This is a genomic window from Nocardia sp. NPDC005366, assembly GCF_040606855.1.
In the GTDB taxonomy this organism is placed as follows: Bacteria; Actinomycetota; Actinomycetes; order Mycobacteriales; family Mycobacteriaceae; genus Nocardia.
On record NZ_JBEXFQ010000003.1, the window covers coordinates 141,362 to 168,059 of the forward strand.

Below are 26,698 nucleotides of genomic sequence, written 5' to 3' on the forward strand. Positions count from 1 at the left end.
TTACGCGCGACACGGCCCACTGATCGGGCCGCGTCGCCGGAATGATTAGAACATGTTCATTTTTTAGATGCGAGCTTTTGATGGTTTTGAACTGCCGTTTTTCGTAGATCGAGGCTCTGAAGTTGTAACGCGTATCAGATGTTTCCTGTGCCGAGGCTGTGAGGCGACACACACCTCAGACTCCCATGTGTACCAAGTGTCTGGGTCGCGATCAACAGCTGGACAACTGTTCAGCTTCGAGCCGACAGCACCCGCCATCGGTCTACGGTCAGCCGAGATCGTTCAGCGAGGACGCGGAGAAGGTCCGGTTCGCCGGACGACCGGCGAAATAGCCGCCGAGCGTGTCGGCCAGCGCCTCGGCGCTCCACTGATCGCCAGCGGCGTCGAAACGCCGCTCGACCACCGGCGCGGCCATCAACGCGACCATCGGTCCGTAGACGACGAAGAGCTGACCGGTGATCGCGTCGGCGGCGGGCGAAGCGAGGTAGGCCACCAGCCGGGCGACATGATCGGGCGAGAGGGGATCGACGCCACCCTCGGGCGCGGCACTGAAGACGGCCTCGGTCATCGCGGTGCGCGCCCGCGGCGCGATGGCATTGGCGCGCACGCCGAACCTCGACAGCGCACGGGCCGCGGTGAGGGTGAGCGCTGTGATACCCGCCTTCGCCGCGGCATAGTTCGCCTGCCCCTCCGGACCGAGCAGACCCGCCTCCGAAGAGGTATTGACCAGGCGGCCGTAGACCGGCGCGCCGGTTTCCTTGGACTTCGCGCGCCAGTAGGCGGCGGCATTGCGGGTCAGCAGGAAATGCCCCCGCAGATGGACCGCGAGAACCGCGTCGAAATCCTCGTCGGACATGTTGAACAGCATGCGGTCGCGGGTGATGCCCGCGTTGTTGACGACGATGTCCACACTGCCGAACGCCTCGTTCGCCACGCGGATCAGCGCGTCGGCGGTCGACCGCTCCGCGATGCTGCCCGCGACGAATTCCGCTTTGGCGCCGAGTGCCCTGATCTCGCCGAGGGTTTCGGCCACGACATCGCCGTCGGCCAGATCGTTCACCACCACGGAGGCGCCCGCGGCGGCCAAGGCGAGCGCCTCGGCCTTACCGAGCCCCGACCCCGCCCCGGTGACGATCGCGACCCGGCCCGCCAAGTCGACCGCGGATTCGCTCGCGCCGTCGTTGCTCATGCCGGGGCCTCACTGCGCTCGATGACGTCGCGCGCATCGCACGCTGTGTTGCTGGTTCGCACGCTTAGCTCACTCACCGGGCCGACTTTAGAACGTGTTCCTACCGATGGGCAAGCATTGCTCATTCGAGTTTCAGCGCGGCCTTCGGACACTGCGCCACCGCGTCCTCGACATCGGCGAGCAGGTTCGCGGGCACCTCGGCCCCGTGGATGTGCAGCTGATCCTCGTCATCGAGTTCGAACACGTCGGGGGCGAATCCGACGCAGATTCCATTGGCTTCGCACTGGTCGAAATCGACCGTTACCTTCATGAGGACTCCTTACCGACGACTACCGTTGAAAGCCTACAAGCCAGGGCGAGCGCACGCGCGGCCATTGACCGTCTTCGAGGTCAATACTGGAACATGTTTCAGTCGATATGCAATCATCGGATCAACCGAATCCAACGAAGGCTCGAGGTTTTGCCATGCGCATTGCGTATACGCCGCAGCAGGAAGAGCTCCGCGCCGAGCTGCGCGACTACTTCGCGCGACTCATGACCCCCGAGCGCCGGGCCGCGCTGAGCGCGACGACAGGCGAATACGGGCACGGCAACGTCTACCGCGAGGTCGTGCGGGACATGGGCCGCGACGGCTGGCTCACCCTGGCCTGGCCCGAAGAATACGGCGGCCAGGACCGGCCGACCATGGACCAGCTGATCTTCACCGACGAGGCCGCCATCGCGGGCGCCCCGGTGCCGTTCCTGACCATCAACTCCGTCGCGCCGACGATCATGCACTACGGCAGCGAGGAGCAGAAGAAGTTCTTCCTGCCCAAGATCGCGGCGGGCGAACTGCATTTTGCGATCGGATACTCCGAGCCCGGCGCCGGCACCGACCTGGCGAGTCTGCGCACCAGCGCGGTGCGCGACGGCGACGACTACATCATCAACGGCCAGAAGATGTGGACCAGCCTGATCGCCTACGCCGACTACATCTGGCTGGCCGTACGCACCGATCCCAGCGCGAAGAAGCACAAGGGCATCAGCATGCTGATCGTGCCGACCAGCGCCGACGGCTTCTCCTGGACACCGGTGCACACCATGGCGGGACCCGACACCAGCGCCACCTACTACCAGGACGTCCGGGTGCCGACGAGTTCACTGGTCGGCCAGGAGAACGGCGGCTGGTCACTCATCACCAACCAGCTCAATCACGAGCGGGTCGCGCTCACCTCGGCGGGACCGCTCGGCGTCGCGCTGAACCAGACCATCGAATGGGCCCGCGCCACCAAGGCCAGCGACGGCTCCCGGGTCATCGACCGGGAGTGGGTACAGCTCAACCTGGCCAAGGTGTACGCCAAGACGGAATACCTGAAACTGCTCAATTGGGAGATCGCCAGCCGCGCCGACGCGGGCGGTGACGCGGCTCCGCGCCCATGGGACGCCTCGACCTGCAAGGTGTACGGCACCGAACTCGCCACCGAGGCGTACCGCCTGCTCATGGAAGTGCTCGGCCCCCAGGCCTACCTGCGCCAGGATTCCCCCGGTTCGCAATTGCGCGGGCGTCTCGAGCGTTTCCACCGCGCCGCGCTGATCCTCACCTTCGGCGGCGGCACCAACGAGGTCCAGCGCGACATCATCGCCATGACCGCACTGCGCCAGCCCGCCTCGGCACGCTGACAGACTTCGAACGCGGAAAGCAGGTAACACCATGGATTTCACCCAGACCGAGGCCCAGACCGATCTGGGGCACCTGACCGCCGAGGTGACCGGCAAACTGGTCACCGCCGACCGGCTGCGTGAACTCGACAGGGCCGGACGTTTCGACGACGCGCTGTGGCACGCGCTCGCCGAAACCGGTGTGCTGGCCGCCGCGCTGCCCGCCACCGTTGGCGGCGGCGATTTCGGGGTGCTCGAACAGAGCGCCATTCTGCGCGAACTCGGCAAATCGGTCGCCGCGGTGCCGTACCTGTGGTCGATCGTGGTCGGCGCGGGCGCGCTGGCGCGATTCGGTGACGAGAGCCAGCGCGCATGGGCCGAGCAGGCGGGTGCGGGCACCGTCGTGCTGACCGCCGCGCTGGCCGAGGAATACAACTGGGAGCCGACCCGCCCGGCGACCGTCGCCAGGCAGAGCGATGGCGGCTGGCTGCTCACCGGAACCAAGATCACCGTGCCGCACGCCGACCGGGCGGCCCGAATCCTGGTTCCCGCCATGGTTTCCGGTGTGCCCGCGGTCTTCCTCGTCGATCCCGCCCACTCCACCGTGCGTTCGACCGCGCAGCAGGTGGTCGACTGGAGCGCGGAGTTCGCCGTCGAATTCACCGACACTCCGGCCGAATTGGTCGCGACCGTCGAATCCGGCGCGCGGATTCTGGACTGGATTCTCGGCCGTGCCTGGCTCGGACTGGCCGCCCAGCAGCTCGGCACCCTGGAGAAGGCCCTCGATCTCGTCGCCGACTACGCACGCGAGCGCGAACAATTCGGCAAGGCCATCGGCTCGTTCCAGGCCGTGGCCCAGCGCCTCGCCGACGCCTACATCGACGTACAGGGTCTGCGCCTCGCGGTCACCCAGGCGGCATGGCGGCTGTCGGAGGATCTGCCCGCGGGCGAGGCCGTGCACACCGCCAAATTCTGGGCCGCCGACGCGGGGCACCGGGTCGCCCACACCCTCGTCCACGTCCACGGCGGGGTCGGCATCGACCGAGATCACATCGTGCACAACTACTTCACCGCCGCCAAACACCACGAATTCGCCCTCGGGCCGGCCACCGACCATCTGCGCGGTCTCGGCGCGCTCCTGGCCGACCCCGCCTGATCCCCCACCACTCGACGGCCCGCCGGATGTCGGCGGGCCGTTCGTCGTCCGCGACCGGCAGTCCGCGACCGGCAGTCCGGGGTCGCGTCAGGTCAGGACGTCGCGGTCGGGATGAGGTAGCGCTGGATGGTCGGGCCGATATCGGCGACGATGGCCTCCGGGGTGAGCGCGAGCACCGGCGGCAGGCGCAGGATGTAGCGGCACAGCGCGAGGCCGAGGAGCTGGGTCGCGATCAGGCCGCTGCGACGGGGGGCGTCCGCGGGGTCGCCGCAGCGCAGGACGGCGGGGGTGACCTGCTCGGCGAACACGGCGCGGGCACGATCGGCCACGGCGTCGTCGGTGATCGCGGTGCGCAACAGAGTGAGCATGACCTCGTTGCCAGGGGATTCCTCCCAGACGGCGAGGAATCGGCGGATCAGTAGCTCCCCCATGACGTGCGGGTCGACGCCCGAGAGATCGGGCAGGTCGAGGGTGATCTCGACGGCGGCGGCGAACAGCCCGTCCTTACTGCCGAAATAGCGCATCACCATGGATGGATCTATGGCCGCGTCGGCCGCGATGGCGCGAACCGTCGCTTTGCGATAACCCTCGGCGGCGAAGCGGGCGCGTGCCGCGTCCAGGATCGCGGCGCGGGTCGCGTCCGAACGCCGCGCCGGGGGGTGATCTGCGTCGACTGTCATGCCAACGATTGTAGGCCAACAACTGTTGACTTCATATCCGTCACCGCGTTACGGTTATGCCAACAAGCGTTGACCTACAGTTGTTGACCAGGAGTAGTCATGACAACCACCCCGCTGCCGCAGTCCGCCGCCGTCGTCATCGTCGGCGCGGGACCGGCCGGACTCACCGCCGCGATCACGCTGGCCGACGCCGGTGCCGACGTCGTCGTGCTGGACCGGCTCAGCGAGGGCGCGAACACCTCGCGTGCCGCTGTCGTGCACGCCCGAACCCTCGAGGTGTTGAACGACCTCGGCATCGCCGACGAACTGATCGAACGCGGCATCGTGGTCCCCCGGTTCACCGTGCGCGACCGCACCCGAACCCTGGCCACGGTCGACTTCGACGGACTCCCCACCCGGTACCCCTACACCCTGATGGCGCCGCAGGACATCACCGAAGCGGTACTGCTCGCACGTCTGTGCAAGGCGGGCGGCGAGGTCCACCGGCCCTACCGGGTCACCGGGATCGCCCACGAAGGCGCGGGACTCGCCGTCGAATATCTCGACGGCGCGGATACCCCGGGAACCATCCACGCGAGGTATGTCATCGGCGCGGACGGCATGCACAGCGTCGTGCGGGATCAGGCCGGGATCGGCTTCACCGGGGACTCCTATCCGGAATCGTTCGTACTCGCCGATGTCCGGATGAGCTGGCCCATCGCCCGAAACGAAGTGGCACTGCATCTCTCACCGGAGGGCGTCACCGTGGTCGCCCCGCTGCCCGATGACGACGAGCCGAACCGGTTCCGGGTGGTCGCGACCGTCGACGAGGCGCCCGAACATCCGTCCGTCCACGATATCCAGGCCGTACTCGACGCGCGTGGTCCCGGCGGCGAGGTGAAAGTGACAGAGGTGCTGTGGAGTTCACGCTTCCGGGTACACCACCGGGTCGCCGATCACTACCGCGCCGGGCGCATCCTGATCGCGGGCGATGCCGCACATGTGCACAGCCCGGCGGGCGGCCAGGGTATGAATACCGGAATCCAGGACGCCGCCGTCCTCGGCGGACTTCTCGCCAGGGTTCTCGCGGGCGAGCCCGAGGCGCTGCTCGATACTTACGAGACGACCCGTCGCCCGGTGGCGCGCGACGTGGTCGCCTTCACCGATCGGATGACCAGAATGGCCACCCTCGGCTCACGTCCCGCCCGCCTGATCCGCAACGCGGCGCTGTCGATACTCATCCGCGTTCCGGCCGTGCGCGGCAGGCTGGCCTACCGACTCGCCGAACTCGGTTATCGCTGAGGGATTCCGGCCGGAATCGGCCCGCCCCATCGGCGGGCCGATTCCTTATGGCCGGACGCGGGGTCGCTCCTGCCCCAGTATCCGGCCCCCGTGTGCGCCCGGCCGCCGGCACGGCCGGGCGCACACGGAGTTCAGCGGGCCGCATCGATGAGTCGGACCGCGCGGAGCATGGACCCGCCCGTCGCCTCGATCATCGCGGCGTCTCCCTCTCGTTTATTTTCAAGTGAACCTATTTCGTACGGTTATGATCCAAAGGCAGCGATGTCTCCACCGTGAAACCGTGGTGTGAACTTCCTATTACGGCCGCCGCGGAATCGGCGCGACGCGCCGAGCGCTGACGGCAGTGTCGAGCCCCCTGATCAGGAGATCAGTTCGGCGAGCACGCTGAATTCGAGTTCATTCGCGTCGGCGAGGAATACCGGTTGCGTGGTGTGCGAACCGCGCACCCGCACCTCACCGCGCGGGCCGCCATAGCTGACCCGGCCCGCGTACCGCTCGATATCGCGCACGTCGAGACTGCGCGCCGCCTCGGCCAGCGACGCGAACAACAGCATTCCCTCGTAACAGGATTCGCCGATATTGTTCAGCGCGGGCGCGAAGGCCCCGTAGCGACCGACGTATCGACTGCCGAAATCCATCCCCTCGGGCGAGACCACGCTCTCGAAATATCCCGAGGCCGTATAGAGTCCGCGCGAACTCTCCGGCCCGCCCGCGTACAGCACGTCCTCGCCGATCATCATGCTCAGCCGGATCCTGCTCTCATCGAGCCCGGCCCGCGCGAACGCGCTGTTGAACGCGGCGCCGTCGGCCCCGACCATGAGCAGCAGCACGCCGCGGGCCGGTGAGTTCGCGATCAATTCCAGCAACGGAGCGAAATTCCGGCCGCCGAGCGGGACGAACGCCTCGCCGATGATATCGATATCGGTATTCGCGACGTATTCCCTTGTCGCTCGCGCGGTTTCACGCGGCCACACGTAGTCGTTGCCGATCACGCACCAGCTCCGGATACCGAATTCCGCGCGCATCCAGCGCAATGCGGGAAACAGCTGCTGCTCCGGCGTCTCCCCGACCATGTAGACGCCGTCGGAATCCTCGCCGCCCTCGTAGAAGGTGGTGTACACGTAGGGAACCCGACCGACGGTGCGCGGCGTGATCACCTTGCGCGCGGTGGACAGATGCCAGCCGATGACACCGTCGATCCGACCGAGACTCACCATCCGGTCGATCCGGGCGGAGAGTTCGGGAAGCGGCGCTCCCGCGTCGACCGGATGCAGACGCACGGGGCGGCCAAGTATGCCGCCCCTGGCATTGATGTCCTCGGCGGCCAGCGTCGCGCAGGCCTCCGACGAGGGACCGAACATCCCCGCCGGTCCGCTCAGCGGAATGACCAGTGCGATATCGACGCTCGCCCGCCTGCCTCGTGAATCCGACGCCGCCATGGGAAATCACCACCGCATATATAGTGCTGACGTGGACGATAGCACCGCCCCCGCCGCACTGGAGGAGTTGGCACGGCTCATACGCCAGGCATCGCAGGAATTGGATCGCGCCATCGCGACCAGTCTCGGCGAATCCTCGGTCGGTCGCTGGCACGTGCTCACCGCCGTCGCCGCCGGCGACGGCCGCTCGATGTCGCAACTGGCCGAGGCGACGCTGTGCACAGGTGCCAGCCTCACCCGCCTTATCGACGCGATGATCGCCGATAATCTCGTACTGCGCCGGGTGGACGACACCGATCGCCGCCGCGTACTCGTATTCCCCACCCGCCGTGGCCAACTCGCGTTCGAGTCGATGACCGCGGCGCTCGGAGCGAGCGGACTCGACCGCCTCGCCGCCGACCGGGGCCGGCTGACCCGTTCACTCACCGCGCTCATCGACAATCTGCACGCGACGACGAGCGCTCGCGTCTAACTCATCCGCATCTCCGCGAAACGATCCTCGGCGAAATCGACCTGCCGCTCGGCATTCGCCAGCGCCGTGACCACGCAGGTGCCGAAGGAACCCGCCCGGTCGAACAGCGTCGCGCTTCCCACGGCGATACCGTCCAGACTGAGGTGACTGTCCGCCTCGACCCCGATCGCGGTGCCCTCGACGGCCCTGGTCAGGGCGATGGTCAGATCGGCATTGATGAAGCCGACGCCGGCGCTGCCCCAATTCGTCATCAAGCTCGCCGATTCACCGATCGTCGCGGCGGCGGCGAAAGCGGACGCGGGCCGGTCGAGAACCACCGGCACCGGGGTCTGCCAGCAGCGTTTGCGACTGCCGTTCTGGTGTTCCACGAGTTCGTGCGTCCATCCGGCAGGGTGTTCGTCGCTGCCCCACAGCGGCCTGCCCACGTCACCGAGAAGTTCGCTGGGCGGCGGCGCGGGTTCGTCCCCACGCGTCCACAGCTCGCCCGGGGGCTGTTCCGAACGCCGGAGGAAGACCGCCGAGGCACGCGCCACCGTCGTCGCGTCCTGGACCAGTTCGGCGTCGGCGACCCGAATCCGATTACCCGAGCGCACCAGCGTCGTGCGCACTGTCACCGGACGCCGCAAGGTCGGCCGGAACAGGTCGACGGTGAGCCGAGCCGGGGTGAAACCCGGGGCGCAATGCTCGATTTCGAGCGAGCGCGCCAGCAGCCCGCAGATCGAAGGACCGTTGACCGTATCCGGCGACCACGCGCCCGCGGCCAGCGGAAGCGGAACGAATCCGAATTCGGTCTCCTCGAAGAAGGCCAGCGGCAAGGCCATATCAACACCCTTCCGGCTGGTGGCCGACTGATGTGGCATGGCCGCCGCGAAATCACGGCGGCCATGGGCGGTCTACTCGATTATTACTTCGCGCTCGCCTCGGCGTGCGCGTCGGCCGGGCGGACCTCGGTCTGCTCCTTGGCCCACCGGTAGTCCGGCTTGCCCGCGGGAGAACGCTTGATCTCCTCGACGAACCACAGGCTGCGGGGCAATTTGTAGGCCGAGATCTCCTTGGTCAGCATCGGGCGCAATTCCTCCAGCGTCGGGCGCTCTTCGCCGCGGCACTGCACGACCGCAACCACCCGCTGCCCCCAGCGCTCGTCGGGAACACCGACGACGAGAGCGTCGAAGATCTGCGGATGCGCCTTGAGCGCGCCCTCGACCTCCTCGGGGTAGATCTTCTCGCCACCGCTGTTGATGCTCACCGAACCGCGCCCGAGCATCGTGACAGCGCCGTCCTCCTCGACCCTGGCGTAGTCGCCGGGAATGGAGTAGCGGACCCCGTTGAACTCCTTGAACGTCGCTTCGGTCTTGGCCTCGTCGTTGTAGTACCCGACCGGAATATGCCCCTTGCGGGCCAGGAATCCGATCTGGCCCGAGCCGGGCGCGACCGGATTGCCGTCGTCGTCGAGGACCTCGGTGGACGCGTCGATCTTCACCCGGGGGCCGCCGGTGTGGGTGGCGCCCTTGGTGGCGACGGCAAGACCGCCGAATCCGGTTTCCGAGGATCCGATCGAATCGGTGATCATGGTGTTCGGCAGCAGTTCGATGAACTGGTCCTTGAGCGTCGGGGAGAAGAGCGCCGCGCTGCTCGCCAACGCCCACAGGGTCGAATGCTGGTACGGCTCACCGGTTTCCGGATTTCCGGCCTGCAACGCGTCGAGCATGGGCCTGGCCATCGCGTCGCCGGTGATGAAGATCAGGTTCACGGTGTGGCGATCGATCGCCTGCCACACCCCGTGCGCGCTGAACTCGGGCAGCATGACGGTCTTGCCGCCGTCGAACAGGCCGTGGAATATCGCCGACTGCGAACCGCCGTGAATCAGCGGCGGAATCGGATAGCGCACCATCTGCGGATTCCCCGCGCCGACCTTGGCCTGCTGCCACTCGTCCTGAATGGCCTCGCCGGTCATGAAATTGATGCCCCCGCCTAGCACCCGCCACCAGTCCTCGTGACGCCACATCACGCCCTTGGGCAGACCCGTTGTGCCCCCGGTGTAGATCATGAAGATGTCGTCGACGGACCTCTCGCCGAAATCGCGCTCCCCCGACGATGTCGCCAGCACGGTGTCGTAGTCGATCGAATCCGCTGCGGTCGGCACCGAACCGGCCGTATCGTCGTCGACGACGACAACGGTCTTCAACTTCGGCACGTTCGGGCGGACGGCGGCCACCTTGTCGCTGTAGCGGCGCTCGTGGATCAACGCGACCATATCCGAGTTGTCGAAGATGTACTGCAACTCGTTCTCGACATAACGGAAGTTGACGTTGATGAGCACGGCCCTGGCCTTGAACACCGCGACCATGGTCTCGACGGCCTCGATGGTGTTGCGAGAGTACAGGCCGACCTTGTCGCCCGGCCGAACACCCTGTTCCTGCAGGTAATGGGCCAGTTTATTGGCCCTTTCCTCCAACTGCGCGTAAGTCACCTCACGGGTGTCGTCGACCAGCGCGACGCGATCCGGCATGAGGTCGATGGCGTGTTCGACAAAATCCGCTATGTTGTAGCTCACAAGCTAAAAATAGAACGTGTTACTGTTCCTGACAAGGCTGATTTTGCCTACTACGGCCGACTCGGCCGGTTAACCATCCCCGGCCAGAAAGTCAGGAGAAGTCCCGATGCCGCACTGCCTCGTCGAGAAGCGCGACCACGTTCTCATCGTCACCTTGAATCGGCCGGAGGCCCGCAACGCCCTGTCCGGGGAGATGCTCGCGATCATGCGCGACGCCTGGGACCAGGTCGACAGCGATCCCGATATCCGGGTGGCCATCCTGACCGGTGCGGGCGGGGCGTTCTGCTCCGGCGCGGATCTCAAAGCGATGACCACCTCGCATCCGGGCGACGCCTTCAAGGGCGGCGGCTGGGATCTGTCCAAGATCGATGCGTTGCTCAAGGGCCGCAGGCTCACCAAACCCCTGATCGCGGCGGTCGAGGGCGCGGCCATCGCGGGCGGCACGGAAATCCTGCAGGGCACCGATATTCGCGTCGCGGGCGAGAGCGCCAAATTCGGTGTGTCCGAGGCACGCTGGGGCCTGTTCCCGCTCGGCGGCTCGGCGGTGCGCCTGGTTCGTCAGATCCCCTACACCATCGCGGCGGAAATTCTGCTGACCGGTAGGCATCTCAGCGCCGCCGAGGCCAAGGAGATCGGCCTGATCGGACATGTGGTGCCGGACGGCACGGCCTTGGACAAGGCACTGGAAATCGCGGACCAGATCGCGGCCAACGGCCCCATCGCCGTGCAGGCCATTCTGCGCACCATCCGCGATACCGAGGGTATGCACGAAGAGGAAGCCTTCAAGATCGACGCCGAACTCGGTGCCGCGGTATTCAAATCCGCCGACGCCAAGGAGGGCCCGAAAGCCTTCGCCGAGAAGCGCAAGCCGAATTTCTCCGGCAGCTGAGTTCGAGATACACCGCACCCCCGGTTCCTACGATGTACCGGGGGTGTTCGGCGTGGCTCAGCCCGCGCCCGGGTGCGCCATCCAGAACGGCTCCCACTGGTGTCCGTCGGGGTCGATGAAGGTGCGGCCGTGCATGCCGACCTGGGCCTCCTGCGCGCGCTTGTCCTCATTGACCTCCTCCGTCGCGCCCGCGCCGATCGCCGCGTCGGTCAGGCTGTCCACCTCCGCCGCGCTCGAAAGCAACAGCGCGTAGGCCGCGCCGATCGTCGCGGCCGTATCGGCGATCGGACGTGTGGTGAAGGTCGGGAAGAATTCCTTGGTCAGCAGCATCAGGCAGATATTGTCGTCGACGACGATGCACGCGGCATTGTCGTCGGTGAAATCCTGATCGACCTTCCAGCCCAGCGTCTCGTAGAAATTCTTCGACCGCGTCAGGTCGGCCACGGGGAGGTTGATGAAGATCATCCTGCTGCTCATTGTCTGTCCTCTCGACACAGTCTGTCCTCTCGACACACCGATGGGTTCACCCATGAGGACGGGACGGCGGCGCGAAACTCATCGCGACAGCGGGTGGCGACGGCTGTGACCGTACGAGGCCGCCCCACGATACCGAGACCCGATACCGATCCCGATCGCCGCCGCCACCGGAGTTTCGGGTCTGTAATCTGTCGGCACCCTGTGCCATGGTTGCACCATGACCGACTCGTCCAGCACCGTCAACGACGATGTCCTGAAATCGTTCGAAGGACATCGGCGGGAGTTGTGCGCCTACGCCTATCGCATGCTCGGATCGTCCTTCGAAGCCGAGGACGCGGTACAGGAGGCCTTCACTCGCGCCTGGAAGTCCTACGATTCGTTCGAGGGCCGCGCGAGTCTACGGTCGTGGCTGTACAAGATCACCACCAATGTCTGCCTCGACATGCTCGACGGGCCGCAGCGCCGGGCCAGGCCGATGGACCTCAACGGTCCGTCCCGCCCGGACTCGCCGCTGCCCGCCCCCCAGCCCGATTACGTCTGGATCGAACCGATTCCCAACGGCCTCGCCTTCGGGGCGGATCCGGCCGAACACGCGTCGACCAAGGACACATTGCGGCTCGCCTTCGTCGCGGCCTGTCAGCATCTTCCGGCCACCCAGCGCGCGATTCTGATCATGCGGGAGGTGCTCCGGTTCTCCGCCAACGAGACCGCCGAGGCCCTCACCATGTCCCCCGCCTCGGTGAACAGCGCGCTCCAGCGTGCCAGAGCCACCATGTCGAAGGTGCAGCCAACGGTCACCGACGATTACAACGAGACCGACGAGAATCAGCGCAAACTGATCAACGATTTCGTCTCGGCTTTCGAGGCGTACGACATGGATACACTCACCACCCTGCTGAAAGCCGATGTGGCCCTGTCCATGCCGCCCTTGGAACTCTGGATCTCCGGTCCCGACAATGTGGCCGCGTTCATGCTCGGCACCGGAAGCGCCTGCGCGGGTTCCAAACTCATCCGCCTGGAAGGCGCGAACGGCCACGTCGCCTTCGGCCACTACAAACCGACCGAAGAACCCGGCGTCTACTCGCCCTGGTCGATCACGGTACTGGAATTGGCGGGCGAAACCATCGCAGGCCTGAACTTCTTCCTGGACACCGAGAAGTTGTTCCCCCTGTTCGACCTCCCCATGGAACTGCGCGAACCGGCCACGCAACCCTGAAATCCCCAGGCCCCACAACCATCCGCCCCTCCCCAACCCCGCCCGGAGCGAGACAAAGGGGGCCGCGAACCCGCGGCCCCCGGGCCGCCGAATCACACCCCCCCTTTACATCAATACCTTTCGCGCAGTTTGCGCTTGTACAACTTGCCGTTCGGGTCGCGCGGCAGTTCGGGCAGGTAGTCGATGGATTTCGGGATTTTGTACTTCGCGAGCTGGGTCGCGGCGAAGGCGAGTAGTTCAGCGGTGAGTTCGTCGTCGCCTTCGATACCTTCGGCGGGTTGCACGACCGCTTTGACCTCTTGGCCCCAGTCTTCGTGCGGGATACCGAAGACCGCGACGTCGGCGACCTTCGGGTGGGTGATGAGTACGGTTTCCACTTCGGCCGGGTAGATGTTGACACCGCCGGACAGGATCAGGTCGGAGCGCCGGTCGTGCAGGTAGAGGTAGCCGTCGCTGTCGAGGTGGCCGATATCGCCGACGGTGAACAGGTCTCCGACCCTGGACTCTTCGGTCTTCTCTTTGGCGTGGTGGTATTCGAAGCTGGACGCGCCCATTTTCATGTAGACGAGTCCGGGCTCACCCGCGGGCACTTCGGAGCCGTCCTCTTCGCTGAGGACCTTGATGACCGACCACGGCCAGGCTTTGCCGACCGACCCCGGCTTGCGCAGCCAGTCGGTGCCGTTGATGACGGTGCCGCCGCCTTCGGTGGCGGCGTAGTACTCGGTGACGGTCGGGCCCCACCACTCGAGCATCTGTCGTTTGGTTTCCTGCGGGCACGGCGCGGCGCCGTGCACCATGCTGCGCAGCGAGGAGACGTCGTATTTGGCCCGCACCTCTTCCGGGAGCGCGAGCAGCCGGTGGAATTGGGTCGGGACCATATGACTGTGGGTGACTCGGTGTTTGTCGATGAGCCGGAGCATGTCCTCGGCGTCCCACCGATCCATCAGAACGAGCTTGTGCCCCAATTGGATCGAGATGGTCGCGAAGTTGAGTACCGCGGTGTGGTACAGCGGTGATCCGCAGATGTGGACGTGGTCGTCGTAGGGGCCGAGTCCGAACAGACCGAAGAAGGCGGTGGTGTGGACGGGCACCACGTCCGGGTCGGCTCCGGTGAGCGGACGGCGGACACCCTTGGGGCGGCCGGTGGTACCGGAGGTGTAGAGCATGGGTCCGCCGGTGCTGCGATTGTCCGGGCGCCCGGAGTCCGCTGCTCCCAGCTGGGACAGCGGGGTGAATCCGTCGATATCGCCCAGGGCGAAGCGCGCCGTCGCGGGCAGAGCGGCTTCGTCGGCGGCGGCTGTCGCCGCGGCGGCGAAACGGTCGCTGGCGAAGAATGCCTTGGCTTCGCTGTCCTGGAGGATGTAGGCGACTTCGGGACCCGTGAGATGCCAGTTCACCGCGACGATGTACAGCCCGGCCTCGTAGGCCGCGAAGTAGGTGGCGATCGCCTCGACGCTGTTGTGCAGCATGCTGACCAGGACATCGCCGGTTTCCAGGCCGAGCGACTGTAGGCCGGTGGCGTATCGGTCGGCGAGGGTGGCCAATTCCCGATAGGTCACCTCCCGACCCGTCGGATCGACCATCGCGATCCGATCCGGTTCGGCGTCCGCGATATTCCACAGACCGAGAATTTTCACTGGTTCCTGCACGGAGGAATGCTGGGGCGACGGGGCTGGTGAGGCTGACACCTCAATAAACTTAGAACGTGTTCTACTAATCGACAAGGGGTGCGAGTCGATGCAGTTGCTCGACGTCGGGAACCGACACCAGCATCATGGTGACACCGGCCGCCTCCCACACCTTCAGCTGCCGCCTGACATGTTCCTCGTCGCCGATGATGGCGGTGTCGAGAATCAGCTCGTCCGGGACGAGCGCCGCGGCCTCGGCCTTCTTTCCCGCCTGGAAGAGTCTGCCGATTTCGTCGACCTCGCGGTCGTATCCCATCCGCCGATAGACCTGGGCGTGGAAATTCAGCTCCGGCGCTCCCATGCCGCCGATGTAGAGCGCCATCACCCAGCGCATCCGTTCGAGTTCGCTCGCCGCATCGTCGGTGATCACCACCTGACAGCTCGCGGCAATCTCGAAATCCTCCCTGGTGCGGCGTGCGCCCGCCCGCGCGAACCCCTCGTCGAGCCAGTCGTTATACATATTCGCCAGGCGCGGCGCGTAGTAGATGGCGAGCCAGCCGTCGGCGATCTCCGCGGTGAGCGCGACATTCTTCGGACCTTCCGCACCCAGCCAGATCGGCAAATCCGCACGTAGCGGATGCACGATCGGCTTGAGCGGCTTGCCGAGGCCGAGTGCGCCCGCCCCGGTATAGGGCAGCGGGTAGTGCGGGCCAGGATTGGTCACCGGCGCCTCGCGCGCCAGCACCTGACGGATGATGCTCACGTACTCGCGAGTGCGCTGCAACGGCTTGGCGAACGGCTGCCCGTACCAGCCCTCCACCACCTGGGGACCGGAGACGCCGAGCCCGAGGACCGCGCGCCCGCCGCTGAGGTGGTCCAGTGTCAGCGCGTGCATGGCGGTCGCCGCCGGGGTGCGCGCCGACAACTGCACCACCGACGTGCCAAGGCGCACCCGCCGCGTCCTCGAGCCCCACCAGGCGAGCGGACCGAACGCGTCCGAGCCCCAGGACTCAGCGGCGAAAACGGCGTCGAATCCGGCCGCCTCGGCGGCGACGACCACCTCGCCCGCGTTCGCGGGGGGCTGCGCCATCCAATACCCGAGCTGCAATCCGAACTTCATGATCGACCCCTTTCCGGCCAACTGCTTGCCAGCAGAATAAGAACCTGTTCTACTCGATATCGTGACTCAGGGGAATACCGCATCCGGCGTCATCGCGGATGAGAAAGGGTCGGAATTGAACACCAGCCAGCTGGAGCAGAGCGACCCCGGGATCAACACCGATGTACTCAGCGCGCCACTGCGAGTCCGATTCGACTACACCCGGTCGGTGGGCCCGACCATCGGCGCCTTCCTGACCGGACTGCGCGCCCGCACAATCGTCGGCGTACGCGGCTCGGACGGCCGGGTGCTCGTGCCGCCGTCGGAATACGATCCGGTGACGTTCGAACCGCTGACCGAATTCGTCGACGTCGCGGATGTGGGCACCGTGGAATCGTGGACCTGGGTACACGACACGCTGCCGGGCCAGCCCTTCGACCGGCCGTTCGCCTGGGCGCTGATTCGCTTGGACGGCGCGGATTCCGCGCTGCTGCACGCCGTCGACGTGGCGACGCCCGCCGACATCAGCACCGGTATGCGCGTGCGAGCCAGGTGGGCGGACGAGACGCGGGGCAGCATCACCGATATCGCCTGCTTCGAACCGGGCGAAACGTCCATCGCCACGCCGGAGACCGGCGAATACGCCGAGCCGGTCACGATGATCACCACGCCGGTCGACCTCGCCTACAAGCACACCGCGTCGCCCCAGGAGTCGGTCTACCTGCGCGGACTCACCGAGGGCAGGCTGATCGGCGCGCGCACCGACGCGGGCGGCAAGGTGTATTTCCCGCCGCGCGGGGCGAACCCGACCAACGGCTTGCCGACCGACGACTTCATCGAACTCTCCGATCACGGCACCGTCACCACGTACTGCATCGTGAACGTGCCTTTCCTCGGGCAACGCATCAAACCACCGTACGTCGCGGCCTACGTACTGCTCGACGGGGCCGATATCCCGGTGCTGCACCTGGTCCTCGGCTGCGACGCGAGTGAGGTCCGCATGGGTATGCGGGTCAAGGCGGTCTGGCGACCGCGTGAGGAGTGGGGTTTCGGCCTGGAGAACGTCGACCACTTCGAGCCGTCCGGCGAGCCCGATGCCGAATACGACACCTACAAGCATCACCTCTGAGAGGCGCTGTCCCCATCATGAATGAGCGTTCGACCGACATCGCGGTCGTGGGCTTCGCCCACGCGCCGCATGTGCCGGAAACCTTCGGCACCACCAATGGTGTCGAGATGCTGGTGCCCTGCTTCCAGCAGCTCTACACCCGTCTCGGCATCACCAAGACCGATATCGATTTCTGGTGCTCGGGCTCTTCCGATTTCCTTGCCGGGCGCGCCTTTTCCTTCATCTCCGCGATCGACTCGATCGGCGCCGTGCCGCCGATCAACGAATCGCACGTGGAGATGGACGCCGCGTGGGCACTGTACGAGGCGTTCGTGAAACTGAAGTCAGGCCAGGCCAGCACCGCGCTGGTCTACGGCTTCGGCAAGTCCTCGGCGGGTACGTTGCGCCAGATCCTGACCATGCAGCTCGATCCCTACGTGGTCGCCCCACTGTGGCCGGATTCGGTATCCATCGCGGGGCTACAGGCTCGCGCCGGTATCGACGCGGGCCGCTGGACCGAACGGGATATGGCCGCGGTCGCGGCCGGTTCCGACGGTGATATCGAAAGTCTGCTCGCCACACCGTATGTCGCCGATCCGCTGCGAGCACACGATGTCGCGCCGATCACCGACGGCGCGGCGGCGATCGTGCTCGCGGTCGGCGATCGTGCTCGCGAGCTCTGTGCGCGTCCGGCCTGGATCAGCGGTATGGCGCACCGAGTGGACAGCCCCGTGCTCGGCGCGCGAGACCTCACCGTCTCCCCCTCCACTTCGGCTGCGGCACACGACGTTACCGGCGGGGACACGAGTGGATTCGATATCGCCGAACTGCATGCGCCCTACAGCCATCAGCAGCTCATCCTCGCCGAGGCGATCGGCCTGAAGCCCGGGACCTCGGTGAATCCCTCCGGTGGCGCACTCGCGGCCAACCCGATGTTCGCCGCGGGCCTGGAGCGCATCGGTTTCGCGGCCGAGGCCATCATCTCCGGCACCGCGAATCGCGCACTCGCCCACGCCACCAGCGGGCCCGCGCTGCAACAGAACCTTGTGACCGTACTCGACTCGGAGGCGATTCGATGAGTCAGCCGGCCGCGGTGCTCGGCACCGGACAAACCCATCACGTGACGAAACGAACCGATGTATCGATGGCAGGACTCTGCCGCGAGGCCATCGATCGCGCACTCGCCGATGCCGGTCTCACCATGACCGATATCGATGCGGTGGTAGTCGGCAAGGCGCCCGACTTCTTCGAAGGCGTCATGATGCCCGAACTGTTCATGGCCGACGCCCTCGGCGCGACCGGTAAACCGCTGCTGCGTGTGCACACCGCGGGATCGGTCGGCGGCTCGACCGGCATCGTCGCCGCCAATCTGGTGCAGGCGGGCGTGCACAAGAAGGTGCTCGCGGTCTCCTGGGAGAAGCAGTCCGAATCGAATGCCATGTGGGCGCTCTCGATTCCCGTACCGTTCACCATGCCGGTCGGCGCGGGCGCGGGCGGCTACTTCGCCCCGCATGTCCGCTCCTATATCCGCAGGTCGAACGCACCGAGCCATATCGGAGCGATGGTCGCGGTGAAGGATCGGCGCAACGGCGCGAAAAACCCGCTGGCCCACCTGCAACAGCCGGATATCACGCTGGATTCGGTGCTGGCCTCGCAGATGCTGTGGGATCCGATCCGTTTCGACGAAACCTGCCCGTCCTCGGACGGCGCCTGCGCCGTCGTGATCGGCGACGAGGACGCCGCGACCGCGATCGAAGCCACCGGCAAGAAGGTCGCCTGGATTCACGCGACCGCGATGCGCACCGAACCGACCACCTTCTCCGGACGCGATCAGGTCAACCCCCAGGCCGGCCGGGACGCGGCCGCCGCACTGTGGGAGGCGGCCGGAATCACCGATCCGCTGGAGGAGATCGACGTCGCCGAGATCTACGTCCCGTTCTCCTGGTTCGAACCGATGTGGCTGGAGAATCTGGGTTTCGCCGCCCCCGGCGACGGCTGGAAACTGACCGATAAGGGTGAGACCGAAATCGGTGGCCGGATTCCGGTGAACCCCTCCGGCGGCGTGCTCTCCTCGAACCCGATCGGCGCCTCCGGCATGATCCGATTCGCCGAGGCCGCCAAGCAGGTCATGGGCAAGGCGGGCGATTACCAGGTCGAGGGAGCGCGCAAGGCGCTCGGCCACGCCTACGGCGGCGGTTCGCAGTACTTCTCGATGTGGGTTGTTGGGTCGGAACGCCGATGAGCGCCGAGCATCCGGCCAGGGCGGCCGGGCTGGCATCACAGGCCGCGGTGCGTGCCAAGGATAAGGCGGCCTGGGTAGCGCTGTTCGCCGCCGATGGGATCGTCGAAGATCCCGTCGGCCCTTCGGGTTTCGATCCCGAGGGGAAGGGGCATCGGGGCGCCGAGGCCATCGCGGCATTCTGGGATCTGGCGATCGCGAAGACGGAATCGATCGAATTCCTCTTCGAGGATTCGTTCGCCTGCGGCTCGGAGGTGGCCTTCACCGGCGCCATCCGCAGCCGTATCGGCGGGCATCGGATCGACGCGGAGGGCGTGTTCACCTACAAGGTCGACGGCACGGGCAAGATCACCGCCTTGCGGGCGTTCTGGGAAGTCGATCGCGCGATGCGCACCGCCACTCCCGTCGACTGAGGCAGTTGCCTCCGCTCTGACAGTCGGACAAGGGGCCCCGAACCGATCGCGGTTCGGGGCCCCTTTCGTCGGCCGGACTCTCGGACAGATCAGCCCTTCGTCCCGTAGTCCACCGCGAATTCCTTGATGCCGTTGAGCCAGCCCGAGCGCAGACGCTTCGGGGCGGCGACCTTGGTAATGTCGGGCAGATGATCGGCGATGGCGTTGAAGATGAGGTCGATCTCGAGCCGGGCCAGGTTGGCGCCGATGCAGAAGTGCGCGCCGGTGCCGCCGAAGGACAGGTGCGGGTTGTCCTTGCGCGTGATGTCGAAGGTCTCCGGATTCTCGAAGACGTCCTCGTCGAAATTCGCCGAGCGGTACAGCATGACCACCCGATCACCCTTCTTGATCTGCACGCCGCCCAGTTCGGTGTCCTCCAACGCGGTCCGCTGGAATGAGGTCACCGGGGTCGCCCACCGGATGATCTCTTCGGCGGCGGTGGCGGGACGCTCCTTCTTGAACAGCTCCCACTGATCCGGGTTCTCGATGAAGGCGTTCATGCCGTGCGTAATGGCGTTGCGGGTGGTCTCGTTCCCCGCAACGGCGAGCATGATGACGAAGAAACCGAATTCTTCCTCGCTGAGCTTGTCGCCGTCGATATCGGCCTCGATCAAGGTGGTGACCAAGTCGTCGGCCGGGGCTTCCTTGCGCGCCGCCGCCATCTGGTAGGCGTAGCCGAGCACTTCCGCCGAGGCCGTCACCGGGTCGGCGTCACTGTCGGGATCGTCATAGCTGGTCATATCGTTGGACCAGGTGAATACCTTCATCCGGTCTTCCTGCGGAATGCCGATCAGTTCGGCGATCGCCTGCAGCGGCAGTTCGCACGCGACCTGGGTGACGAAATCTCCGCTCCCCGACTCGGCCGCCGCCTTCACGATCGATTCGGCCCGGGCCGAGAGCTCCTCGCGCAGGCTGTTGATCGCACGCGGGGTGAAGCCGCGGGAGATGATCTTGCGGAGTTTGGTGTGCTCCGGGGCGTCCTTGTTGAGCAGGACGAAGCGCTGCAGTTCGATCTGTTCCCGGGTGATGTCGTCGTTGAAGCGCGGGATCGCGGTGTTCTCGTGACTGGAGAACACGTCACTGCGCCGCGACACCTCCTTCACCTCGGCATGCTTGCTGACCACCCAGAAACCCTCGTCGTGGAAGCCGCCGACAGCGGGCGACTGCGGGTTCCACCAGACGGGCGCGGTCCGCCGCAGTTCGGCGAATTCCTCTACCGGAATACGCTCCGCGTAGATGGCAGGGTCGGTGACGTCGAACCCGTCCGGCACATTCGGAGCTGTTTCGAGCGACCTGCCGGCAGTCGCCAGCGGCTGGGCGTTCCCAGTGTCAACCACCAGATGTCTCCTTCGACAAACTGAAACACGTTCTACAATCATTGCAGCACAGGCGGACGGACTAGTAAAGAAGACCTGGCCCAACACCTGGCACACGTTTCAGTTTTCGCACCTTACGAAAGGTTGGACATGGGCACACCCGTGATCGTCGAAGCCGCTCGCACCCCGATCGGCAAGCGCGGTGGCTGGCTGGCCGGCCTGCACGCCGCCGAACTTCTCGGCCTCGCCCAGCGCGGACTGCTGGACAAGGCGCATCTTGATCCGGCGTTGGTCGAGCAGGTCATCGGCGGCTGCGTCACCCAGGCGGGCGAGCAGTCCAATAACGTCGCCAGGGTCGCGTGGCTGCACGCGGGCCTGCCGTGGCAGACCGGCGCCACGACCGTCGACGCCCAGTGCGGCTCCGCGCAGCAGGCCAATCATCTCATTGCGGGCCTGATCGCGGCCGGTGCCATCGAGGTCGGGATGGCCTGCGGCGTCGAGGCCATGAGCCGGGTCCCCCTCGGCGCCAATCTCGGCGAGAACGCGGGCTCGCGCAGGCCCGCGTCGTGGAATATCGACCTGCCGAACCAATTCGAAGCAGCCGAGCGTATCGCCAAGCGGCGCGGCATCACCCGCGCCGACGTCGACGAGTTCGGCGCGCGCTCACAGCGCTTGGCCGCCCAGGCGTGGTCCGAGGGCCGTTTCGACCGCGAGGTGCTGTCGATCACCGCGCCCGCGCTCGACAAGGAAGGGAAACCGACCGGCGAGAAGTTGGAGGTCACCCGGGACCAGGGTCTGCGCGAGACCACCGCGGAGGGGCTGGCCAAGCTGAAGCCGGTCCAAGAGGGCGGGATCCACACGGCGGGAACGTCATCCCAGATCTCCGACGGTGCGGCGGCGGTCCTACTGATGGATGAAAAAGTCGCGCGGCGAGAGGGTTTGCGCCCCCGCGCGCGGATCGTCACCCAGGCGCTGGTCGGCGCCGAACCCGAGTTCCACCTCGACGGTCCGGTGCAGGCGTGCACCCGTCTGCTCGAGCGCTCCGGTATGAAAATTGACGATATTGATCTTTTCGAGATCAACGAGGCATTCGCTTCGGTCGCCCTTTCATGGGCTTCAGTCCACAAGCCGGACATCGATCGGGTTAATGTCAACGGTGGCGCCATCGCGATCGGGCATCCCGTCGGCTCCACCGGATCCCGTCTGATCACAACGGCTTTGCACGAACTGGAGCGAACCGGCGGTAGTACCGCGATGGTTCTCATGTGTGCCGGTGGCGCTTTGGCGACAGGAACGATCATCGAACGGCTGTAGCATTCGCGCCAATTCCCCCAGGTAGTTGAACGTTCATCTTAAATGACCCGAAACGTGTCGTACGCCACACAAAGACCAGTTCACGCCAGTAGATGAGATGTCAGCTATCTTGTAGTTATCATCGAACGGTGAGGTTAGACCTTCTCGACGGGCCAGAACCGGGCCGTACAACGCCTCTTCTAGAGACGTTGGGGCGACCCGCAAACGCCACGGTCGCAGTCACTTCACCGGAGCGACACCTGGAAGCTTCAAGGAAATCCTGAATCAGGCGTAGGTTTTCAGTTACTGAGCCGCTAATATCAATGATACGTATCCGAGATAACAACTGTTAGTACAGCGAAGGGAATTGGGCGGCTCACAATGGCTGATTTCGCGGCGCGGCTGAACAAGCTGTTCGAAACCGTGCATCCCCCGGGGCGCAAGCCGCACACCAACGCGGAGGTTGCGGCTGCGCTGACAGCCTCCGGACATCCGATCTCGAAACCGTATCTCTCGCAGTTGCGGTCGGGACAACGGACGAATCCGTCGGATGAAACGGTGGCTGCACTGGCCAAGTTCTTCAAGGTCAAACCGGACTACTTCTTCAACGACATCTATGCCGCCAAGATCGATCATGATCTGGAACTGCTGTCCCAGCTGCAAGGCTACGGACTGCGACGGCTGTCGAGTAGAGCGTTCGACTTGTCCGAAGAATCACAGAACCTCCTCACCTCGATGGCGGAGAAGCTTCGAGCGAGCGAAGGCTTGCCCGAAATCCCGCCTGACGGTACCGAATAGGCGCACCCCGCCCTTCCGGAACGTCGTCCGCACTCCCACAGTGCCCGTGACGTTGCGGTTCGGCGGTCGTGCGCCCGAGGGGTTCTTGGCGTGACGCCGGTTCCCGAGGTCGACAGACCGAAGGGGCCCGGCGAGGGTTGCATGGAAATGCGGGTTCGGCCAATCATGGCCGGACCCGCATTCTGCGCTGCCGCTACGCAATTCCCGCGCACAACAGAACGTACGCACATCCTACCTTGCAAACGAATTCGACAATGCACACCACTCTACTGTTGATCACGGCGGTCGACCACGCATTTCGCAAGACCTCGAGAGTGGGGGCAGGCATCGAGTGATGCCAAGACCTCGTCCGGCCTCGAACGGACGAAATACACCTCGCCTGATCGTAATGCGCGGTGTTGATCGAGAATGCGCTCGGCCGCTCGACGGCCGCACGATTCGAGAACATCGCTACCGTCCCGGCATTACCTTGTACGGATTCGACCCCGTTGTCGTTCGAACTCGGGTGCGGGCCCGGCGTCGGCGCGATCGGCCGACCGGAACGACCGGGCGATGGCCCGGACCCAGCCGCGCGCGCTGACGCCGTCGGGCGGCACGATCCAGCGCGCGTCGATCATGATGTCACCCAATGGGTTACGCGCCCACGCGGCGACGAGGGCGGCGCGTTCGGGAATCTCCGGCGGCGGCACACCCGCCGCCGCCGTAGATATAGGTCGCGATCCTGCGCAGATTCACACGCGATACCACCGGCCAGGCCGCCGCCACGACCACCGATGTGGCGACGGCGAAAAGCTGCCACGCGGCGACCGCGATACCGTCCGAGAGCAGTCCCGCGTGGACGCCGCGCGGCAGCGGATTATCAATGGCGAGCGCTATTTCGGGCACCGCGACGGTGGTCGCCAGCGCGACCGAGGCCACCGCGACGACGATCGCGACCCTGGCGGTCGTCGCGGGTTTCACCAGTACACGCCCCACCCGCGCGCCCGCGGCGCCCCAGACCAGCAGGGCCGTCAACCACAACGTCATCCGAGGGCCTCATCGAATCGAAGGACCGAGACGCCTGCGCCCCGGCTGTTGAACACGCGCAGCCGAGTCATCAGCATGGCGGCGAAGGTCTCCGCCTCCCATTCGGCGAGTTCATCCGCGCCGTCGTCCACGATCTGCTGGTGGGAACGCTGGCTCAGCATGTAGGCGATGAGATCGTCGCTGGCTTCCAAGGTCACCTCGGACGCGGGTGCGCCCTCGTGATCGAAGACGATATGCCCCAATTCGTGAGCGAGTATGTGCTCACGGCTGGGCAGCGCCGTGGCCAGCACGATCACGTCGCGGTCGGGATAGAAACGGCGCTGCCCGCAGACTCCCGGCCCCAGTCGCGCGCTGGCGATTTCGATCTCCCGTTTCCGCTCACCGGCGATCGACGCGACCACCTCCTCCAAGGTGGTGGCGTCGGAATCGGCGGCGATCGCGCAGACGGCGTCGACCGCGGCTGCCACTCTGCGGTAGGAGCGGGAGTTGCTGCGCGTTCTGCTCTCACTCACCTGCGGCCCCTCACGATCTCGGTCCGAAGAATTCGGCGCGCGCGGCATGCTGCGGCAGGATGGGCACGGGCACCGCGCCGATGGGACCCGGCCCCGCACTCCCGCCCGCGCTACCGCTTCCCGGCTGCGCGACGGCGACCACCGGACCGAGTAGCGCAAAACCGGCAACCGCCCCGGCTACCGCCACCGAACGCATCGTGCGACCAATGGCCATTGCGCGAGCCTTCCCCTCATCGTTTCAGCGCAGCACTTCCCCGGTGTCCGTACCCTCCCGGTTTCACATATAGGCGCCTATCGTAGACCGCGGCATCCCGTGCACATAGGAGAACGCAGCTCGCGGCACCCCTGGCGCGAAGACGACGAAGGCCTCCATGGGCGCGGACATCGCTGCCCTGCGCCCATGGAGGCCTTCGTCGGTATAGCGCTCAGGCTCCGTAGACGGGCTCGGGCGGCACTCCCTTGGCAATCAGGTCGGCAACCACCGGTCCGAGTTCGGCGGGCGACCATCGTGCGCCGCGATCGACGGCGATGCCGTGACGCCAGCCGTCGGCGAGGGCGACCTTGCCGCCCTCGATCTCGAAGATCCGGCCGGTCACCGACGACGACTGCGCGCTGCCGAGCCAGACCACCAGCGGGGAGATGTTCTCCGGGGCCATGGCGTCGAAGCCGCCGTCCTCCGGCGCGGCCATCATCTCGGCGAAAACGGTTTCGGTCATCCGGGTGCGCGCCGAGGGCGCGATGGCGTTGACGGTGACCCCGTAGCGCCCGAATTCGGCGGCAGCGGTCAGCGTCAGACCGGCGATACCCGCTTTCGCCGCGCCGTAGTTGCCCTGCCCGACACTGCCCTGCAGACCAGCGCCGGAGCTGGTGTTGATGATTCGGGCGTCGACGGGACGACCCGCCTTCGATTCGCCGCGCCAGTATTCGGCAGCGTGACGCATGGTGACGAAGTGGCCCTTGAGGTGCACCCGCACCACCGCGTCCCATTCGTCCTCGCCGAGGTTGACCAGCATCCGGTCCCGGACGAAACCGGCATTGTTGACCAGCACATCCAGCCCGCCGAAGGTGTCGACCGCCTGGCGGATCAGGGCGCGCGCACCCTCCCAGTCCGCGATATCGTCGCCGTTGGCGACAGCCCGGCCTCCGAGCGCCTCGATCTCGGCGACGACCTGCTGGGCGGGCGTCTCATCGGTCGCAGCGCCGTCAAGCGTCGAACCGAGGTCGTTGACCACCACCTTGGCGCCCGCCGCGGCGAAGGCCAGCGCGTGCGCCCGGCCGATCCCGCGACCCGCGCCGGTGACGATCACGGTGCGCCCGGCGCAGATCTGCTCGTCCATACCTGTTGTCCTCTTTCGTATCCGGATACTTCTCAGGCCTTTTCGCCGGTCGCTGCGGTGGCCATGGCGGTGGACGCGGCGAGGAAGGCGGGGCGCTCGCCGCCGCCGTGCACCAGCAGGGTGGCCCCGCTGACGTAGGCGGCCAGCGGTGAGGCAAGGAACACCGCGCATCGGCCGATATCTTCCGGGGTGGCCATCCGGCCGAGCGGTATCGTCGCGCTGACCGCGTCGATACCGTCGCGGTCGCCGTAGTGCAATTCGCTCAGTTCGGTTTCGACCATGCCGACGATCAGGGAATTCACCCGCACCTTCGGCGCCCATTCGACCGAAAGCGACTGCGTCAGACTGTCCATGCCCGCCTTCGCCGCGCCGTAGGCGGCGGTGCCGGGCGAGGCCCGATGCCCGCTGACGCTGGAGATCATCACGATCGAGCCGCCGTCGGGCTGATCCGCCATGACCCCGTAGGCGGCCTGCGAGACCAGCAGCGGGGCCATCAGATTCAGCTCGACGATCTTGGTGTTGAAATTCTTGCTCGCCGTGGCCGAGGGCGCGAAGGGCGCACCGCCCGCGTTGTTCACCACGTGATCGAGCCTGCCGTGCCGCTCGATGACGGCATCGACGAGACCGCGCACCGCGTCCGCGTCCCGTACGTCGCAGGGCAGGTAGTCGATCTCCCGCGCGCCGAACGCGACCGGGCGCTCGGCCGGGCGACGGGCACAGGCCACCACGGTCGCACCCGCCTCGAGGAATACCCGGCTGATGCCGGCGCCGACTCCGCGCACACCGCCGGTCACGAGAACTACGCGTCCGGCCAGATCGATTTCGAGTGCCACCGTGCTAACCTACCAAGCAACTGCTTGCTTTGCCAATGCCGCTCACCTTGCCGGTGCGGCGAACAG

At 66.2% G+C, this 26,698-nt stretch carries 27 protein-coding genes; 12 read left to right on the top strand and 15 right to left on the bottom strand.

The window, feature by feature from the left end; translation table 11 throughout:
* Positions 1-268: 268 nt before the first annotated feature.
* The gene (locus ABZS43_RS05020) at positions 269-1,189 is read right to left on the bottom strand and encodes a 3-oxoacyl-ACP reductase (protein ID WP_355034504.1); all 921 of its coding nucleotides are present in this window, start codon (positions 1,187-1,189) and stop codon (positions 269-271) included.
* A 121-nt stretch (positions 1,190-1,310) separates the two neighbouring features.
* The gene (locus ABZS43_RS05025; RefSeq protein WP_355034505.1) at positions 1,311-1,499 is read right to left on the bottom strand and encodes a ferredoxin; all 189 of its coding nucleotides are present in this window, start codon (positions 1,497-1,499) and stop codon (positions 1,311-1,313) included.
* 155 nt (positions 1,500-1,654) lie between these two features.
* Between ABZS43_RS05025 and ABZS43_RS05030 the strand changes: the two genes are divergently transcribed.
* The gene (locus tag ABZS43_RS05030; RefSeq protein ID WP_355034506.1) at positions 1,655-2,848 is read left to right on the top strand and encodes an acyl-CoA dehydrogenase family protein; all 1,194 of its coding nucleotides are present in this window, start codon (positions 1,655-1,657) and stop codon (positions 2,846-2,848) included.
* A 31-nt stretch (positions 2,849-2,879) separates the two neighbouring features.
* Positions 2,880-3,983, top strand: coding sequence for an acyl-CoA dehydrogenase family protein (locus ABZS43_RS05035; protein ID WP_355034507.1), 1,104 nt, complete (start codon positions 2,880-2,882; stop codon positions 3,981-3,983).
* A gap of 92 nt (positions 3,984-4,075) precedes the next feature.
* Here the strand turns inward: ABZS43_RS05035 and ABZS43_RS05040 are convergent, their stop codons facing one another.
* Positions 4,076-4,663 carry a TetR family transcriptional regulator gene (locus tag ABZS43_RS05040; RefSeq protein ID WP_355034508.1) on the bottom strand — a complete coding sequence of 196 codons (588 nt, stop codon included), beginning with the start codon at positions 4,661-4,663 and terminating at the stop codon, positions 4,076-4,078.
* 99 nt (positions 4,664-4,762) lie between these two features.
* Here ABZS43_RS05040 and ABZS43_RS05045 point away from each other — a divergent pair, with 99 nt between their 5' ends.
* Positions 4,763-5,944 (top strand): FAD-dependent monooxygenase, encoded by a 1,182-nt coding sequence (locus ABZS43_RS05045; RefSeq protein ID WP_355034509.1) that lies wholly within the window; start codon positions 4,763-4,765, stop codon positions 5,942-5,944.
* A gap of 359 nt (positions 5,945-6,303) precedes the next feature.
* Here ABZS43_RS05045 and ABZS43_RS05050 read toward each other — a convergent pair whose 3' ends face one another.
* Entirely contained in the window at positions 6,304-7,383 is a 1,080-nt protein-coding gene (locus ABZS43_RS05050; RefSeq protein WP_355034510.1) for a substrate-binding domain-containing protein, read from the bottom strand.
* 31 nt (positions 7,384-7,414) lie between these two features.
* Between ABZS43_RS05050 and ABZS43_RS05055 the strand changes: the two genes are divergently transcribed.
* Positions 7,415-7,855 (top strand): MarR family winged helix-turn-helix transcriptional regulator, encoded by a 441-nt coding sequence (locus ABZS43_RS05055; protein WP_355034511.1) that lies wholly within the window; start codon positions 7,415-7,417, stop codon positions 7,853-7,855.
* On the opposite strand, the gene ABZS43_RS05060 is transcribed toward ABZS43_RS05055, so the two are convergent.
* Both ABZS43_RS05060 and ABZS43_RS05065 read right to left on the bottom strand, forming a co-directional pair.
* Positions 7,852-8,676, bottom strand: coding sequence for an acyl-CoA thioesterase domain-containing protein (locus ABZS43_RS05060; RefSeq protein WP_355034512.1), 825 nt, complete (start codon positions 8,674-8,676; stop codon positions 7,852-7,854). The genes ABZS43_RS05055 and ABZS43_RS05060 overlap by 4 nt on opposite strands.
* 83 nt (positions 8,677-8,759) lie before the next feature.
* Positions 8,760-10,409: an acyl-CoA synthetase gene (locus ABZS43_RS05065; RefSeq protein WP_355034513.1), complete on the bottom strand. Its 1,650-nt coding sequence runs from the start codon at positions 10,407-10,409 to the stop codon at positions 8,760-8,762.
* Positions 10,410-10,515: 106 nt separating this feature from the next.
* On the opposite strand from ABZS43_RS05065, the gene ABZS43_RS05070 reads away from it, so the two are divergent.
* Positions 10,516-11,298, top strand: coding sequence for a crotonase/enoyl-CoA hydratase family protein (locus tag ABZS43_RS05070; protein WP_355034514.1), 783 nt, complete (start codon positions 10,516-10,518; stop codon positions 11,296-11,298).
* A 57-nt stretch (positions 11,299-11,355) separates the two neighbouring features.
* On the opposite strand, the gene ABZS43_RS05075 is transcribed toward ABZS43_RS05070, so the two are convergent.
* Positions 11,356-11,775, bottom strand: a complete 420-nt coding sequence (locus tag ABZS43_RS05075; protein ID WP_355034515.1) for a VOC family protein — start codon at positions 11,773-11,775, stop codon at positions 11,356-11,358.
* Between the two features lie 217 nt (positions 11,776-11,992).
* Between ABZS43_RS05075 and ABZS43_RS05080 the strand changes: the two genes are divergently transcribed.
* Positions 11,993-12,991: a sigma-70 family RNA polymerase sigma factor gene (locus ABZS43_RS05080; protein WP_355034516.1), complete on the top strand. Its 999-nt coding sequence runs from the start codon at positions 11,993-11,995 to the stop codon at positions 12,989-12,991.
* A gap of 110 nt (positions 12,992-13,101) precedes the next feature.
* Here the strand turns inward: ABZS43_RS05080 and ABZS43_RS05085 are convergent, their stop codons facing one another.
* Positions 13,102-14,640 carry an acyl-CoA synthetase gene (locus ABZS43_RS05085; protein WP_355034517.1) on the bottom strand — a complete coding sequence of 513 codons (1,539 nt, stop codon included), beginning with the start codon at positions 14,638-14,640 and terminating at the stop codon, positions 13,102-13,104.
* Between the two features lie 64 nt (positions 14,641-14,704).
* On the bottom strand, positions 14,705-15,739 hold the full coding sequence (locus tag ABZS43_RS05090) for an LLM class F420-dependent oxidoreductase (RefSeq protein WP_355034518.1): 1,035 nt from the start codon (positions 15,737-15,739) through the stop codon (positions 14,705-14,707).
* A gap of 115 nt (positions 15,740-15,854) precedes the next feature.
* Between ABZS43_RS05090 and ABZS43_RS05095 the strand changes: the two genes are divergently transcribed.
* Genes ABZS43_RS05095 through ABZS43_RS05110 form a run of 4 tightly spaced genes read left to right on the top strand, consistent with a single transcriptional unit; the run spans position 15,855 to position 19,478 of the window.
* Positions 15,855-16,847, top strand: a complete 993-nt coding sequence (locus tag ABZS43_RS05095) for a Zn-ribbon domain-containing OB-fold protein (protein ID WP_355034519.1) — start codon at positions 15,855-15,857, stop codon at positions 16,845-16,847.
* A 17-nt stretch (positions 16,848-16,864) separates the two neighbouring features.
* On the top strand, positions 16,865-17,905 hold the full coding sequence (locus tag ABZS43_RS05100) for a thiolase domain-containing protein (RefSeq protein ID WP_355034520.1): 1,041 nt from the start codon (positions 16,865-16,867) through the stop codon (positions 17,903-17,905).
* Positions 17,902-19,068, top strand: a complete 1,167-nt coding sequence (locus ABZS43_RS05105) for a thiolase domain-containing protein (protein WP_355034521.1) — start codon at positions 17,902-17,904, stop codon at positions 19,066-19,068. Before ABZS43_RS05100 ends, ABZS43_RS05105 begins: the two co-directional genes overlap by 4 nt.
* Positions 19,065-19,478 (top strand): nuclear transport factor 2 family protein, encoded by a 414-nt coding sequence (locus tag ABZS43_RS05110; RefSeq protein ID WP_355034522.1) that lies wholly within the window; start codon positions 19,065-19,067, stop codon positions 19,476-19,478. The genes ABZS43_RS05105 and ABZS43_RS05110 overlap by 4 nt, the downstream gene beginning before the upstream one ends.
* Before the next feature lie 89 nt (positions 19,479-19,567).
* On the opposite strand, the gene ABZS43_RS05115 is transcribed toward ABZS43_RS05110, so the two are convergent.
* A complete protein-coding gene (locus ABZS43_RS05115) occupies positions 19,568-20,941 on the bottom strand; it encodes a cytochrome P450 (protein ID WP_355034523.1) in 1,374 nt (457 codons plus the stop codon).
* Between the two features lie 42 nt (positions 20,942-20,983).
* On the opposite strand from ABZS43_RS05115, the gene ABZS43_RS05120 reads away from it, so the two are divergent.
* On the top strand, positions 20,984-22,147 hold the full coding sequence (locus ABZS43_RS05120) for a steroid 3-ketoacyl-CoA thiolase (RefSeq protein WP_355034524.1): 1,164 nt from the start codon (positions 20,984-20,986) through the stop codon (positions 22,145-22,147).
* A gap of 360 nt (positions 22,148-22,507) precedes the next feature.
* Positions 22,508-22,924 (top strand): helix-turn-helix domain-containing protein, encoded by a 417-nt coding sequence (locus ABZS43_RS05125; protein ID WP_011207048.1) that lies wholly within the window; start codon positions 22,508-22,510, stop codon positions 22,922-22,924.
* Positions 22,925-23,557: 633 nt separating this feature from the next.
* Here ABZS43_RS05125 and ABZS43_RS05130 read toward each other — a convergent pair.
* From ABZS43_RS05130 to ABZS43_RS05150, 5 genes are all read right to left on the bottom strand, one after another.
* Positions 23,558-23,950 (bottom strand): hypothetical protein, encoded by a 393-nt coding sequence (locus ABZS43_RS05130; RefSeq protein ID WP_355034525.1) that lies wholly within the window; start codon positions 23,948-23,950, stop codon positions 23,558-23,560.
* A complete protein-coding gene (locus ABZS43_RS05135; RefSeq protein ID WP_355034526.1) occupies positions 23,947-24,462 on the bottom strand; it encodes an ImmA/IrrE family metallo-endopeptidase in 516 nt (171 codons plus the stop codon). The genes ABZS43_RS05130 and ABZS43_RS05135 overlap by 4 nt, the downstream gene beginning before the upstream one ends.
* A 10-nt stretch (positions 24,463-24,472) precedes the next feature.
* On the bottom strand, positions 24,473-24,676 hold the full coding sequence (locus ABZS43_RS05140; RefSeq protein WP_355034527.1) for a hypothetical protein: 204 nt from the start codon (positions 24,674-24,676) through the stop codon (positions 24,473-24,475).
* Positions 24,677-24,887: 211 nt separating this feature from the next.
* Positions 24,888-25,799, bottom strand: a complete 912-nt coding sequence (locus ABZS43_RS05145) for an SDR family oxidoreductase (protein WP_355034528.1) — start codon at positions 25,797-25,799, stop codon at positions 24,888-24,890.
* 32 nt (positions 25,800-25,831) lie between these two features.
* On the bottom strand, positions 25,832-26,632 hold the full coding sequence (locus ABZS43_RS05150) for an SDR family oxidoreductase (RefSeq protein ID WP_355034529.1): 801 nt from the start codon (positions 26,630-26,632) through the stop codon (positions 25,832-25,834).
* Positions 26,633-26,698 lie beyond the last annotated feature (66 nt).

What these genes read in the sequence shown, in the direction of transcription:
- ABZS43_RS05045 (WP_355034509.1), top strand. Translation starts at nt 4,763, where the DNA reads ATGACAACCACCCCGCTGCCGCAGTCCGCCGCCGTCGTCATCGTCGGC.
- ABZS43_RS05070 (WP_355034514.1), top strand. Translation starts at nt 10,516, where the DNA reads ATGCCGCACTGCCTCGTCGAGAAGCGCGACCACGTTCTCATCGTCACC.
- ABZS43_RS05050 (WP_355034510.1), bottom strand. Translation starts at nt 7,383, where the DNA reads ATGGCGGCGTCGGATTCACGAGGCAGGCGGGCGAGCGTCGATATCGCA.
- ABZS43_RS05080 (WP_355034516.1), top strand. Translation starts at nt 11,993, where the DNA reads ATGACCGACTCGTCCAGCACCGTCAACGACGATGTCCTGAAATCGTTC.
- ABZS43_RS05025 (WP_355034505.1), bottom strand. Translation starts at nt 1,499, where the DNA reads ATGAAGGTAACGGTCGATTTCGACCAGTGCGAAGCCAATGGAATCTGC.
- ABZS43_RS05140 (WP_355034527.1), bottom strand. Translation starts at nt 24,676, where the DNA reads ATGGCCATTGGTCGCACGATGCGTTCGGTGGCGGTAGCCGGGGCGGTT.
- ABZS43_RS05125 (WP_011207048.1), top strand. Translation starts at nt 22,508, where the DNA reads ATGGCTGATTTCGCGGCGCGGCTGAACAAGCTGTTCGAAACCGTGCAT.
- ABZS43_RS05030 (WP_355034506.1), top strand. Translation starts at nt 1,655, where the DNA reads ATGCGCATTGCGTATACGCCGCAGCAGGAAGAGCTCCGCGCCGAGCTG.
- ABZS43_RS05075 (WP_355034515.1), bottom strand. Translation starts at nt 11,775, where the DNA reads ATGAGCAGCAGGATGATCTTCATCAACCTCCCCGTGGCCGACCTGACG.
- ABZS43_RS05110 (WP_355034522.1), top strand. Translation starts at nt 19,065, where the DNA reads ATGAGCGCCGAGCATCCGGCCAGGGCGGCCGGGCTGGCATCACAGGCC.
- ABZS43_RS05020 (WP_355034504.1), bottom strand. Translation starts at nt 1,189, where the DNA reads ATGAGCAACGACGGCGCGAGCGAATCCGCGGTCGACTTGGCGGGCCGG.
- ABZS43_RS05100 (WP_355034520.1), top strand. Translation starts at nt 16,865, where the DNA reads ATGAATGAGCGTTCGACCGACATCGCGGTCGTGGGCTTCGCCCACGCG.
- ABZS43_RS05145 (WP_355034528.1), bottom strand. Translation starts at nt 25,799, where the DNA reads ATGGACGAGCAGATCTGCGCCGGGCGCACCGTGATCGTCACCGGCGCG.
- ABZS43_RS05130 (WP_355034525.1), bottom strand. Translation starts at nt 23,950, where the DNA reads ATGACGTTGTGGTTGACGGCCCTGCTGGTCTGGGGCGCCGCGGGCGCG.
- ABZS43_RS05035 (WP_355034507.1), top strand. Translation starts at nt 2,880, where the DNA reads ATGGATTTCACCCAGACCGAGGCCCAGACCGATCTGGGGCACCTGACC.
- ABZS43_RS05120 (WP_355034524.1), top strand. Translation starts at nt 20,984, where the DNA reads ATGGGCACACCCGTGATCGTCGAAGCCGCTCGCACCCCGATCGGCAAG.
- ABZS43_RS05060 (WP_355034512.1), bottom strand. Translation starts at nt 8,676, where the DNA reads ATGGCCTTGCCGCTGGCCTTCTTCGAGGAGACCGAATTCGGATTCGTT.
- ABZS43_RS05040 (WP_355034508.1), bottom strand. Translation starts at nt 4,663, where the DNA reads ATGACAGTCGACGCAGATCACCCCCCGGCGCGGCGTTCGGACGCGACC.
- ABZS43_RS05090 (WP_355034518.1), bottom strand. Translation starts at nt 15,739, where the DNA reads ATGAAGTTCGGATTGCAGCTCGGGTATTGGATGGCGCAGCCCCCCGCG.
- ABZS43_RS05105 (WP_355034521.1), top strand. Translation starts at nt 17,902, where the DNA reads ATGAGTCAGCCGGCCGCGGTGCTCGGCACCGGACAAACCCATCACGTG.